Raw genomic sequence first — 13,353 nt, forward strand, 5'->3', positions numbered from 1 at the left:
AGGTTCCACCCGACGAGGCAACTCGTCGCCGCGGCGGTGATGCGCAGCGGGGGACCGCGAGGAAGAGCTGGTGGTCGACGGCATCATCCGACGATCAACCTGAAGGGCCCGTGCAACTCATACTTGGACGGGCCCTTCGCCTATTTTCGAGAACTCCCACCCGCCGTCACCGTGTCGGGGGCGGGTGGTTGAGTGGCCCTCGTGACCAGCCCGACGTACCGACTCGTCCGCCCGCGGGGCGGCGTCGGAGCGCCGACCTTGGACGAGCACCAGCAGGCCGTCGTCGAGCACCCCGGCGGCCCGCTGCTGGTCCTGGCAGGTCCGGGCACGGGCAAGACGACGACCCTGGTCGAAGCGATCGTCGACCGGGTCGAGGGCCGGGGGGCAGCCGCCGACGCCGTGCTCGCCCTGACCTTCGGTCGCAAGGCCGCCGAGCAGCTGCGCGACCGGGTGACCGGACGACTCGGTCGCACCACCAGCGGCGCCGTGTGCTCGACGTTCCACTCCTTCGCCTACGGGCTGGTCCGGCAGTACTCGCCAGCCGATCTCTACATCGGTCCGCTCCGCCTGCTCTCGGCCCCCGAGCAGGACGTCATGCTGCGCGAGCTGCTCCGCGACTCCCCGGAGTCGGTGGCCTGGCCGCCGGCGCTGCAGCACGCGTTGGACACCCGAGGGTTCGCGCGCGAGGTCCAGGCCGTTCTCGGCCGCGCCCGGGACTCCGGTCTCGACCCGGACTCGCTGCGCAGGCTGGGGGAGACCGCCGATGCACCGGAGCTGGTCGCCGCCGGGCTGTTCCTCGAGCAGTACCTGACCAACCTCGACGACCACGGCGCGACCGACTACCCGGACCTGATCCGCCGGGCCGTGATCGAGGCGCACGCGAACGCCGATGAGCTGCGAGCGCGGTTCCAGCACGTGTTCGTCGACGAGTACCAGGACACCGACCCGGGTCAGGTGGCGCTGCTGCAAGCCCTGGCGGGCGACGGGCGGAACCTGATCGCGGTCGGCGATCCGCACCAGTCGATCTACGGCTTCCGGGGCGCCGACGTCCGCGGCATCCTGGATTTCCCGGACCAGTTCCGGACGCGGGACGGTGCGCCCGCCGACATCGCGGTGCTGCGCCGGACGCGTCGCTTCGGGACCAGGATCGCCCTGGCCTCGCAGCGGATCTCGGGCCAGCTGACGTGGAGCGGATCGATCCCGGCGCCGGCCCGCACGGCCTTCGCCTCGCCCGAGGTCGACCGGTCGACCGGGGAGGGACGCGTGCAGGTGGTCACCTTCGACACCGACCGCGCGGAGGCAGAGCACTTGGCCGACCTGCTGCGCCGTGCCCACCTCGAGGACGGGATCCCCTGGCACGAGATGGCCGTCCTGGTCCGCTCCGGCCGGTCGGCGATCCCCGGTCTGCGGCGGGCGCTCGGGGCAGCCGGGGTGCCGGTCGAGGTCGCCGCGGACGACCTGCCCCTGGTCTCGGACCCGGCAGTCGGACCGCTCCTGGAGGCGCTCCGCGCCGCTCTCAACCTGGACAACGAGGACCCCGAGCACGTCGACCACATCGACGCCGGTCGGGCCGAGGAGCTGCTGACCGGACCGCTGGTCGGCCTCACCGCGGGAGACGTACGCCGCCTCGGTCGCCTGCTGCGCGCCCGCGACCGGGAGCGTGACCGTCCGGAGGCCGAACGCCCCTCGACCTCGCGCGAGCTGCTCCGGCGGGCGGTGCTCGAGGCGGGCTTCCTCGACGGTGTCGACAGCGCCGAGGCCGATCGTGCCCGCAGACTCAACGAGCTGCTGACGGCCGCTTCCGCCGCGGTGCAGGCGGGCCGCACCGCCGAGGAGGTGCTCTGGCTGCTGTGGTCCGGCACGAGCTGGCCCGACCGGCTGCGTCGAGCAGCGGAGTCCGGAGGGGGAGCGGCGTCCCGTGCCAACCGAGACCTCGACTCGCTCTGCGCTTTGTTCGAGACGGCCGCTCGGGTCGAGGAGCGCCGCGACCACGGCGGTGTGCCGAACTTCCTGGCGTCGTTGCGAGCCCAGCGCATCCCCGCTGACACCCTCGCCGAGCAGGGCGTCCGGGGCTCGGCGGTACGACTGCTCACCGCACACCGGTCGAAGGGTCTGGAGTGGGAGCTGGTCGTGGTGGCGCACGTGCAGGCGGGCGGATGGCCGGATCTACGTCGTCGCTCCACCCTGCTGCAGGCTGATCGGGTCGGCTCCGCGCCGTACGGATCGGCGGTACTGCTCCCGCCGGTCACACCCCAGCACCTGCTCGCCGAGGAACGTCGCCTCTTCTACGTCGCGTGCACGCGAGCGCGACGGCGCCTGATCGTCACGGCCGTGGCGTCGCCCGACGACGACGGTGACCAGCCCTCACGGTTCCTCGAGGAGCTGGACCTGACCGTCCTGCCGGTGGTCGGTAGGCCGGAGCGTCCGCTGTCGTTGGCCGGCCTGGTGGCCGAGCTGCGGCGTACGGTCGCCGACCCGGTACACGACCCCGGGGCTGCGTGACGCCGCTGCGCGCCGTCTGGCCCGACTCGCGGGCGAGCGGGCCGGCCAGCGTGCCTTGGTACCGCAGGCGGATCCCGGGACCTGGTGGGGCACCCGCGCGGCGAGCTGGTCCGAGGAACCAGTGCGTCCGGTCGACCGACCGGTGTCCATCTCGGCGAGCACGCTGGAGTCGTTGTCGGTCTGCCCGACGCAGTGGTTCCTCAGCCGTGAGGCGGGCGGGGTCACTGCCTCGCACCAGGCCGCCAACCTCGGCAACCTGGTGCACGCCCTGGCAGAACGGGTGGCGATCGGTGAGATCGAGGCGGGACCTGACGACGTGGACGTCCTGATGGACCACGTCGAGCAGGTGTGGGACCGGTTGCAGTTTCGGACGCCCTGGTCGCGAGCGCGTGAGCACGCCCGCGTCCGCGCGGCGCTCGCCCGGTTCCTGAGGTGGCACCACGAGAACCCGCGGCGCCTCGTCGGGGTCGAGCAGCGGTTCACCGCCGAGGTCGAGCTGGCCGACGGTGTCCGCGTCGTCCTGCACGGGTACGCCGACCGCCTGGAGCTCGATGCGGAGGGCAACGTCGTGGTGGTCGACCTGAAGACCGGGCGGGGGATGCCCTCCAAGCCGCAGGTGGCGGGCAACCAGCAGCTCGCCCTCTACCAGTACGCCGTCGACAGCGGCGCGGTCGACGTGTCGGTCGCCGACGCCCTCGGGGTGCCGCCCGTCGCCCTGCGCAGCGGGGGTGCCGAGCTCCTCCAGCTCGGGCAGGAGGACGAGGCCACCACCCCGGTCGTGCAGCCGCAGGAGGTCGCCGACCCCGAGGGCCAGGGTCGGGCCGACCTGCGTGCGGGCCTCGCCCGTACGGCGGCGCTGATCAGAGCCGAGTCGTTCCCGGCTGTTGCCGGACCGCACTGCGAGCACTGCGACTTCGTCGCGGTGTGCCCTGCCAAGAGCGCCGGGCCGGTGGTCGGATGAGCACCCCTGCTCAGGTCCCCGTGGACATCCGGACCCCTGAGGACCTGCAGCGAGCGATGCAGGCCGACTTCGCTCCGAGCCCCCAGCAGTGGGCTGCGATCTCAGCGCCGCTCGAGCCTGCCGTCGTGATCGCCGGCGCCGGTTCGGGCAAGACGACCCTGATGGCGGCGCGGGTGGTGTACCTGGTGCTCACGGGGCAGGTCCGTCCCGAGGAGGTTCTCGGCCTCACGTTCACGACGAAGGCCGCCGCCGAGCTGCGGGAGCGGATCCGGCAAGCGCTGGTGAAGTCCGGTGGGCTGCCGCGGGCCACGGCGGACGGCGACGAGGTCCTCGAACCGACCGTGATCACCTACAACGCCTACGCAGCGACGCTCCTGACCGACCACGGCCTGCGGATCGGTCATGAGCCCGACACCCGGGTCATCACCGACGCGTCCCGGTTCCAGCTCGGGGCGCGGGCGGTGGACCGCTTCACCGGAGACGTCTCGCACCTGTCCGACCATCCGCCGACGGTCATCCAGAACCTGCTCGCGCTGGAGTCCGCGATGAGCGAGCACCTCGTCGAGGAGGACGACGTCCGCCGGGTCGACAGCGAGGCTCTTGCCGGGTTCACGGCCGAGATCGCTGCCGAGGTTGCGGGGAAGGCGCGGAAGACCTACCTGAGCGAGATGCAGAAGGCCGTGCACGCGATCAACCGGCGGACCGAGCTGCTCGGGCTGGTGGCGGCGTACAGGAGGCTCAAGGCGGACCTCGGCCTGATGGACTTCTCCGACCAGATCGCGCTGGGTGCGCGTCTCGCAGCTGAGCAGCCGGAGGTCGGTGCTCTCGAACGGGGCAGGTTCAAGGTCGTGATGCTCGACGAGTACCAGGACACCTCGGTCGCCCAGGCCACCATGCTCGCGCGCTTGTTCTCCGGCGCCGACGTGGCGAGTGGACGCGGCCACGCGGTGACGGCCGTCGGCGATCCCAACCAGGCGATCTACGGGTGGCGCGGTGCCTCGGTCTCGAACATCCTCAACTTCGCCGACACCTTCCCCGCGGCCGACGGGGGCGAGGTCCCCGTGCTGCCGCTGACCGTGAACAGGCGGTCGGACTCCAAGATCCTCGACGTCGCGAACGTTCTCGCGCGGCCGCTGTACGACGCGCTGCCGCAGGTGCTGCCGCTCGAACCGAAACCGGGCGCCGCCGAGGGGAGGGTCGGCGTCGACGTCTTCACCACGCACGCCGAGGAGCTCGACTGGTTGGTGGGGGAGGTCCGGTCCTCCCACGACGGAGCCTGGTCCGACATCGGCGTCCTCACCCGCGACAACAGCCACGCCGAGCAGGTCTTCGACGCGCTCACCGCGGCCGGGATCCCGGTCGAGATCGTCGGCCTGTCAGGGCTGCTGCGGCTCCCGGAGATCGCCGAGGTCGTCGCAGTACTGCACCTGCTCCACGACGTGACGGCGAATGCCGCGATGCTCACCCTCCTCACCGGTCCGAGGTGGGCCATCGGACTGCGGGACCTGCGCCTGCTGGCGACCCGCGCGGGCCAGATCGCTGGTCGCTCCGGCCGGTCCGGCCCCGAACAGACCATCCTCGACCAGCTCGGCGAGATCGCTGACGGCGTCGACCCGGCCGAGCTGCCGGCACTGTCGGATGCGCTGGAGGACCCGGGCGACCTCGCCTACTCCGACCAGGCACGGGTCCGGTTCGACCTTCTCGCCGCGGAGCTGCGGATGCTTCGTCGAGCTGTCGGCGAACCGTTGCTGGACGTGGTTCGTCGGATCATCGACGTCACGGGGGTCGACGTCGAGCTGGCTTCCTCAACGAGTCCTGCTGCCGCGGCACGCCGCGACAACCTCGACCTGTTCGTCAAGGGTGTCGCCGAGTTCCAGTCGGTCGACGGCGGCGTCACCCTGCCCGCGCTGCTCGCCTACCTGACGGCCGAGGACGATCAGGGCAACGGCCTCGACATCGCGACGCCGACGCTTGCGGACTCCGTGAAGCTGCTGACCGTGCACCGGTCGAAAGGCCTGGAGTGGGCGAGCGTCTTCCTGGTCGGCGTGTGCGAGACGCGCTTCCCCTCGAACAGGTCGCGGACCCTGTGGACCTCCTCGCCGGCGGTGCTCCCGGGTCCGCTCCGTGGTGATGCCGCGGACCTGCCGCAGCTGAACGGTTACGACAAGGCGGCGCTCGACGCGTACCGGCAGGACACGCGCGACCACGGGCAGACCGAGGAGCTGCGGCTCGGGTACGTGGCGTTCACCCGCGCGGCCCACCGGCTGAGCGTGTCGTCGTACCTGTGGACGTCCCGGGCGACGGCGTTCGGACCCTCGGCGTACCAGGTGGTCGTGAAGGAGTACCTGGAGCGTCGCGGCGAGGTCGTGGACCGCTGGTTGGAGAAACCGGAGAAGGGCAGCCCCAACCCGTACGGCGACGTCGACACCTCGCGTCCGTGGCCCCCCTCGGGCCCCGGAGAGGAGGTGCGCCGACGCTTGGACGCAGCTGCGCGCGTGCACGCCGCCGACCCCACCGCACCCGACGAGGACCTCGACATGGTCGAGGCTGCGAGGGTTGCCGACTGGGACGCCGAGATCGACCGGTTGGTCGAGGAAGCGCGGACCGAGGTCGCCGACGTGATCGACGTCCCGCTCCCAGCGAGCCTGTCTGCGACTGCGTTCGCCCGACTGCGGCAGGACGAGTCCGGTTACCTGCGTGACCTGGCTCGCCCGATGCCGCGTCAGCCGTCACCGGCTGCACGGTTCGGGACTCGGTTCCATGCCTGGGTCGAGTCGCGTTTCGGCCAGCAAGGTCTGCTCGACCCTGACGAGCTCGCCGACCGCGGGGACACCGGCATCGAGGACGACGGCGATCTCGCCGAGGTCGTCGAAGCCTTCGAGGCCGGCCCGTTCGCGGACCGCGTCCCGCATGCGGTCGAGGCACCGTTCGCCCTCGTCCTGGACGGCCAGGTCATCCGAGGTCGCATCGACGCCGTGTTCGCCGAGCCGGACGGACGTTGGCTGGTGGTCGACTGGAAGACCAGCCGAGCAGCAACTGCCGACCCTCTCCAGCTCGCGGTCTACCGGGTCGCGTGGGCTGACCTGATGGGTGTCGCCGTCGACCGGGTGCAGGCCGCTTTCGTGTTCGTCAGGACCGGCCGCATCGTCGTGCCAGAGGGACTTCCCGGGCGCAAGGAGCTGACTCGTCTGCTGCGCTCCGGCGTGGAGGAGGACTGATCAGTGCTCGCCGCGCAGGACCGAATCACCGAGGAGCTCGTCGGCAGGGCCGACTCCTTCGTCCTGCCGCACGCAGTCACCCCAGCGCGGCCGCCAGGGCGATCTCGACCATCGCACCGAACGTCTCCTGCCGCTCGACGGCCGTGGTCTCCTCGCCGGTGACGATGTGGTCGGACACGGTGCAGATAGCCAGCGCCTTGCGCTTGTACGACGCCGCCAGCGTGTACAGCGAGGACGCCTCCATCTCGACCGCGAGGACTCCGTGGTCGACAAGCGGTTTCCCGAGCTCCGCGGCCCGCGGGTTGTAGAACGAGTCCGAGGAGTAGATCAGACCGACGTGGCTCGTCACGTCGGGCCGCGCCTCGGCGGCTGCTGCAGCCGCGCGCAGCAGTCCGAAGTCCGCCACCGGTGCGTAGTCGAGGCCGAGGAAGCGATGCCGGTTCATGGACGAGTCGGTGCACGCGCCCGAGGCCAGCACGACGTCCCGGATCGCCACGTCCGTGGTCAGCGCCCCGCACGAGCCGACGCGGACTACCTGCCGCACGTCGTACTCGGCGAAGAGCTCGTTGACGTAGATCGCCATCGAGGGTTGACCCATCCCCGAGCCCTGCACCGACACCGGGGCGCCGTTCCAGGTACCGGTGAAGCCGTACATGCCGCGCACCTCGGAGTAGCACACCGCATCCTCGAGAAAGGTCTCAGCGATCCACTTCGCGCGCAGCGGGTCTCCGGGCAGCAGGACGGTCGGAGCGATCTGGCCGGAGGCGGCGCCGATGTGCGTGCTCATGGAGGAAACCTAGCGCTGGCCGCACACGGACCACCGCCCCGAGGTGGGTTGGCACTCGTTCCGCGTGCGGACCGTCGGCCGACGGCCGCGGTCCTCGCGTCCACACCCGGACCCCGACGCGAACCGTCCACAGTTCGCCGGGGCGGGTGAGGCCCTGACGTCCCGGAGCGCCCACTCTCAACACTCCATTTCTTGAGCGTTGGGGAGGGCCTCTGTGGTCGCCGTCGGAAGATCCTTGTTCGTCTTGACCGTCCTGGTCGGTGCACTGCTGCTGGGCGTCGTACCGAAGGTGCCGCTTCCGTCAGCGGGCGCGGCCACTGTCGTCGGAGACAGCACCTGTCGGCGCTACGACCCAAACCTGGTCAAGGGCGCCTGCCTGCGCTACACGGCTAAGGGACGGACGGCGTACACCTGGATCGGCAGCTACCGGGCCAGCAACGGGCGGGTCTTCTTCTGCGTGGACTACCTCTACGACTCCCGGATCTCGGGCAAGCCGAGCATCAGGACGACCCAGGGGATGGTCAACCAGCTGGGCCGCAAGGTCGGCGCGCGTGAGATCGCCGCGCTGAACTACATCGTCTCGACCTGGGCGCCGAAGGGTTCCACCGGCAGCGGCACCAAGGACGCGGCCATCGCGCTGATCATCCGCGAGCTGATGTCCGACGGCATCCGGCCCGACGGGACGGTGGTGTACCCGCGCGGGCTCGATGTCGGCGAGACGGTCAAGGAACCCATCGGCGGGCTGAAGGGCCCGATCATGACGACCGCCCGGCGCATGTGGTCCGAGGCATCGCGCTACTACGGTGGGTACCGGCTGCAGCTGACCACACGTCAGTCCGGCAGCCTCGAGCTCGGGACGTCCCGCGCCTACAGCCTCTCCGTGCGCTCCGCCGCGGGGTACCTCGTGCCGGGCGTCGTGGTCCGCTTCAGCTGTACCGGACCGGTCTCGTGCCCGGCACCGGTGACCAGCCGCGCCACCCCGGTGGCCGTCGTGCTCACTCCTCGGGCCGTGGGCGCGTCCACCCTGCGAGCGGCCGCGAGCGGTCCGGCGGCGAACGGTCGTATCTACCGGGTCGGGGGGTGGCACTCGCACGGTGGCAGCACGGCTGCCAACCGCGGGGTGCAGCGCGGCTGGATCGCGGAGCGTAGCGTCGTGACGGCCGAGGCACGGGTGACTGCGGCGATCGTGAAGGGCACGCCGGAGGTGGTGACCCGGGCCTCTTCGGCGACGGCGGTCCCTGGGTCCGCGCTCACTGATCTCGTCACCGTGGCCCAGCTGCCGGCCGGGTACCGGCAGACCGTGGCGGCGCACCTCTACGGCCCGTTCGCCCAGCGGCCGTCGGCGACGTCGTGCACCCAGCAGGTGCTCGCCGGAACGGTCTCGTTCGTGGTCGACCGGAACGGGACCTTCACCACGCCGGCGGTCAAGGTCACCGAGCCCGGCTACTACGTCTGGACGGAGTCGTTCCCGGGCGACACCCGTACGAATGCTGTCACCACGCCGTGCGGTGTTGCGGAGGAGACGACCCTGGTCACGGCTCGCGTCCTGCCCCGGGTCCAGCCGACGCTGCGCACCCGCGCCTCCGTCCAGCGCGCCGAAGTCGGAGCGGAGGTCCACGACACGGTGGTGGTGACGGGGCTCGGGCAGGGTCGGGCGACGGTGCGTTGGTCCCTGCTCGGGCCGCTCGCTCCGCGCGGCAGCTCGTGCAGGGACCTCGACTGGGGCGGTGCCCCGACCATCGCCAGCGGCACGTTTGCCGCCACCGGCGACGGAACCTACCGAACGCCGAGCACGGTGCTCCACGAGCCCGGCTGCGTCACGTACGCCGAGAAGATCCCGGCGACGTCGACGAACCAGGCCGTCGCCTCACCTCCGGGACTACCGGCCGAGACGCTGCTGGTGACCCGGCCGGTCATCCCGCTGGTCCCGGAGATCCCGTCCGGTCCGGTGGTCGGGCGCGGTGCCCGGTGGTGATCCGCGCGGTCGTCCTGCTGGTGATGGCCACGACCACGGCCTGCGGTGCCGGCGCCGGTCCGGCGCACGCCCCGGCGCCGGCCACGACGCCGGACAAGGTCGTGATGGCGCCGGAACCCGTCGCGGTCCAGCCGACCCTGCGCCCGAGCCCGAGGCACCTGGACCGCAGCTACCGAGCCGAACCGGACCTGGTCGACCCCGGGGCGGGAGGGGTCCTGCGTATCAAGAGCCTGGGCATCCGTGCACCGGTCGACGCCGTCGGACTGGACGGCTCGGCGATGGCCGTCCCGGACGACCCGGGGCGCGTGGGCTGGCTGCAGTCGACGGCTCAGGTGGACGACAGTTCGGGAGCGAGCGTGCTCTCCGGTCACGTCTCGGACGAGCGGGACGTCCCCGGCGCGCTCTCCCGGTTGAACGAGGTGCGTCGCGGAGCGGTCATCACGTGGGCGCCACCGGGGGGTCGGAGGTACAGGTTCGAGGTCGTCGACCTGCACACCTACCCGCGGGCCACGGGGGTGCCGGCCGAGCTGTTCAGGGTCGACGGTCGACATGTCCTGCACCTGGTCACCTGTGCCCGCCGGGTGAGCACGGCGGGCGGCGGCTTCCACTACACCGCCAACCTCGTGGTCACTGCCCGGGCGGTCCCCGGCTAGCCTCGCTCCATGACGTCGCTGGAGCTGCTGTCCCTGCCCACGCGTTCCGAGGACTGGGCCGACTGGCTCACCGAGCGTGGGCGCGGGTCGCTGCGCACGGCTGCCGACCACGTCGCGGCCCTCAAGGAGGCTCCCTCCGGCAGCACCGCGATCCTGCAGCTGTGGAACGACGCATCGATCTCGGTCGCGAACGCCTCGGCGGTGACGAGCCTGCTGTCCTCGGTGCATCCCGACGCCGTCGTCGTCGAGCTGGCCGAGGAGATCGAGGTCGAGGTCCGCCGCTTCTCCAGCGACCTGCTGCTCGATGCCGACGTCTTCGCCCAGCTGTCCTCGGTGCGGCAGGACCCGCTCGACGACGGTGCTCTGCGGGTGCTGACCGACGCCCTGCGTTCCTTCCGCCGCGCCGGCGTCGACCGCGACGAGGAGATCCGGGTCGCGGTCCGCGAGCTCAACGAGCGTGAGACCGCGCTGAGCCAGGCCTTCTCCAGGAACATCCGCGACGGTCGTCGCACGGCGACGGTGCCGGCCTCCGCGCTCGAGGGCCTGCCCGCCGACTTCGTCGCGGACCACCCGGCCGATGGCGACGGCAACGTGGCGATCACGACTGAGTACCCCGACGTCCATCCGTTCCTGACCTACAGCCGGGACGCCGACGCGCGCCGCGCCGTTGCCACGGAGTTCCTCAACCTCGGCTGGCCGGAGAACGACGCCGTGCTGACCGATCTGCTGCGACTGCGTCAGGAGAAGGCCCGCCTGCTCGGGTACTCCGACTGGCCGGACTTCGACGCCGAGGTGAAGATGATCAGGCGCGGCGACGCGATCGCCGAGTTCATCGACAAGATCGCCGAGGACTCCCTGGCTGCGGGCGAGCGCGACCTCCAGGTACTGCTGGCGCGAGGTGCTCAGGACGGCATCACCACCATCGACGCCTCGAACTGGCGCTACTGCTTCGAGGCGGTCAAGCGCGACCAGTACGGCGTCGACGCCCAGGAGGTACGGCGCTACTTCGAGTTCTCCCGGGTCCGGCAGGGCCTGCTCGACGTCACCGCCCGGCTGTTCGGACTCGAGTACGTGCCCGTCGACGCTCCCACCTGGCACGAGGACGTCACCTCCTTCGACGTTCGTCTCGACGGCGAGCTGCTCGGCCGGATCCACCTCGACCTGCACCCGCGGGAGCGGAAGTACAACCACGCCGCGCAGTTCGACCTGGTGCCCGGCGTCCGCGAGCGCCAGCTGGCGGAGGGCGTCCTGGTCTGCAACTTCACCCGAGGCCTGATGGACCACGACGAGGTCGTCACGCTGTTCCACGAGTTCGGCCACCTGATGCACCACGTGCTCGCGGGCCGGCACGAGTGGGTCCGGTTCTCCGGGGTCGCCACCGAGTGGGACTTCGTCGAGGCACCGTCGCAGATGCTCGAGGAGTGGGCCTGGGACGCCGGCGTGCTGCAGGTGTTCGCCACCGACGAGGCCGGTACGCCGATCCCCGCCGACCTGGTGGACCGGATGCGCGCGGCCGACGAGTTCTGCAAGGGACTGCTGGCGCGGACCCAGATGTTCTACGCCGCGGTGTCCTACCGCTTTCACCTCGAGGTGCCCGAGGACCTGACGGCTCGGTTGTTCGAGCTCTACCCGCAGTACAGCCTGATCGAGCCGCTGGAGGGCACCCACTTCCACGCGGGGTTCGGCCACCTCGACGGGTACACGTCCGCCTACTACACCTACTTCTGGTCCCTGGTGATCGCGAAGGACATGTTCAGCGCGTTCGACCCCGACGACCTCTTCGACCCGGGACAGGCCACCCGGTACCGCGACGTCGTCCTCGCGGCCGGTGGATCGCACGACGCGGCAGTCCTGGTCGCTGAGTTCCTGGGGCGCCCGTACAACACCGACGCCTTCACTGCTTGGCTGGACCGATGACCACCCCGTCCACCCCGCCGACCGCTCCGATCGCCCTCTCGAACCGACCGCACGACCGGATCGGTCATCGGCGTACCGACGAGGACTGGCTCGCCGAGGTGTGGGCCGATCCGGCCACGCGCGTGCTCGTGATCGCCGGCACCCGGGTGCAGCTGGTCGACGGCGCCCTCTCCTGGTTGTCTCCGGCCGAGGCGCCCGAGGGGACCCGGCTGCTTCTGGGGGAGCGCGACGGTGTCGTCTCGTTCGCCGTGATCATCGACGGTTCCGCGGCGGATGCCGGGTGGATGCCGTTGCGCGGGCTGGTCCCGGCACTCGCCGATGATCCGGACGACCAAGCCGCGCTGCTGGTGCACGCGATCGGGATCGCCGAGTGGATCTGGGCCACCCGGCACTGCATCCGCTGCGGCGGCACCTACGAGGTGATGCAGCTCGGGCACGTCCTGCGCTGCACCGACTGCGGGCGCGAGGAGTTCCCGCGCACCGACCCGGCCGTGATCATGGTGGTCACCGACGGCGAGGCCCCGGACGACCGCTGCCTGCTGGGCCGGCACCCGTCGTGGCCGGCGGGCCGCTACTCGACCCTGGCCGGTTTCGTGGAGCCCGGCGAGTCCATCGAGCAGGCCGTACGCCGCGAGGTGCTCGAGGAGTCGGGCATCGAGGTCGGTGCGGTGACCTACTTCGGCTCGCAGCCGTGGCCGCTCCCGCGCAGCCTGATGATCGGCTGCCTGGCGCACGCGACGTCGACCGACATCTCCGTGGACGGCGAGGAGATCGAGGACGCGCGCTGGTTCACCCGCGAGCAGATGAGGACCGAGGCCGAGGCCGGGACGCTCGTCCTGCCCGGGGGCATCTCGATCTCCCGGTCGCTGATCGAGCACTGGTACGGCGGGACGCTGCCGGGTCAGTGGTGATGGAGACTCTGTGAGCGTGCCCAGAAGTGGTGCATCGCAAGGCGGTGGAGGGAAGGCGTCCTTCAGCGCAGCGCAGCGGAGCGGACGTCGACCGACGACAACGCGGCGAGGTGCCGCTTGTGGGTGCGCTCAGCCAGCCAAGGAAGCGAGCTTCGCCTTTACCTGCGCGACCGACGGGTTGGTCTGCGCGGTGCCGTCGGAGTAGATGAGCGTCGGCACCGTCTGGTTGCCGTTGTTCACCTGCATCACCAGGTCCGCAGCCGACGGATCCTGCTCGATGTCCACAGTGATGAACTCGATGCCCTCACGGTTCAGCTGGCTCTTGAGACGGTGGCAGTACCCGCACCACGGGGTGGAGTACATCGTGAACGTGCTGGCGTTCTGGTCTGACATGTCGGCTTGTCCGTTCTCGCAACTAGGCTTCACCTC

At 71.0% G+C, this 13,353-nt stretch carries 9 protein-coding genes; 7 read left to right on the forward strand and 2 right to left on the reverse strand.

Annotated features, from left to right (window positions below):
* Positions 1-201: 201 nt before the first annotated feature.
* The 3 genes from ABIE44_RS12425 (at position 202) to ABIE44_RS12435 (ending at position 6,681) form a co-directional block, all read left to right on the forward strand.
* A complete protein-coding gene (locus tag ABIE44_RS12425; RefSeq protein WP_354438049.1) occupies positions 202-2,502 on the forward strand; it encodes an ATP-dependent helicase in 2,301 nt (766 codons plus the stop codon).
* 142 nt (positions 2,503-2,644) lie between these two features.
* Complete coding sequence (locus tag ABIE44_RS12430) at positions 2,645-3,463, forward strand: RecB family exonuclease (RefSeq protein WP_354438050.1); 819 nt, start codon at positions 2,645-2,647, stop codon at positions 3,461-3,463.
* Entirely contained in the window at positions 3,460-6,681 is a 3,222-nt protein-coding gene (locus ABIE44_RS12435; protein WP_209717339.1) for an ATP-dependent helicase, read from the forward strand. The genes ABIE44_RS12430 and ABIE44_RS12435 overlap by 4 nt, the downstream gene beginning before the upstream one ends.
* Before the next feature lie 76 nt (positions 6,682-6,757).
* On the opposite strand, the gene deoD is transcribed toward ABIE44_RS12435, so the two are convergent.
* On the reverse strand, positions 6,758-7,468 hold the full coding sequence (gene deoD, locus ABIE44_RS12440) for a purine-nucleoside phosphorylase (RefSeq protein ID WP_209717336.1): 711 nt from the start codon (positions 7,466-7,468) through the stop codon (positions 6,758-6,760).
* 235 nt (positions 7,469-7,703) lie between these two features.
* Between deoD and ABIE44_RS12445 the strand changes: the two genes are divergently transcribed.
* Genes ABIE44_RS12445 through nudC form a run of 4 tightly spaced genes read left to right on the forward strand, consistent with a single transcriptional unit; the run spans position 7,704 to position 12,924 of the window.
* Entirely contained in the window at positions 7,704-9,443 is a 1,740-nt protein-coding gene (locus tag ABIE44_RS12445; RefSeq protein ID WP_209717333.1) for a hypothetical protein, read from the forward strand.
* A complete protein-coding gene (locus ABIE44_RS12450) occupies positions 9,440-10,096 on the forward strand; it encodes a class F sortase (protein WP_209717330.1) in 657 nt (218 codons plus the stop codon). The genes ABIE44_RS12445 and ABIE44_RS12450 overlap by 4 nt, the downstream gene beginning before the upstream one ends.
* A 9-nt stretch (positions 10,097-10,105) precedes the next feature.
* A complete protein-coding gene (locus ABIE44_RS12455; RefSeq protein ID WP_209717326.1) occupies positions 10,106-12,013 on the forward strand; it encodes a M3 family metallopeptidase in 1,908 nt (635 codons plus the stop codon).
* The gene (gene nudC, locus ABIE44_RS12460) at positions 12,010-12,924 is read left to right on the forward strand and encodes an NAD(+) diphosphatase (protein ID WP_209717323.1); all 915 of its coding nucleotides are present in this window, start codon (positions 12,010-12,012) and stop codon (positions 12,922-12,924) included. The genes ABIE44_RS12455 and nudC overlap by 4 nt, the downstream gene beginning before the upstream one ends.
* Positions 12,925-13,053: 129 nt before the next feature.
* On the opposite strand, the gene ABIE44_RS12465 is transcribed toward nudC, so the two are convergent.
* Entirely contained in the window at positions 13,054-13,317 is a 264-nt protein-coding gene (locus ABIE44_RS12465; protein WP_209717320.1) for a mycoredoxin, read from the reverse strand.
* Positions 13,318-13,353: the final 36 nt, after the last annotated feature.

Source organism: Marmoricola sp. OAE513, from assembly GCF_040546585.1.
Taxonomy (GTDB): domain Bacteria; phylum Actinomycetota; class Actinomycetes; order Propionibacteriales; family Nocardioidaceae; genus Marmoricola.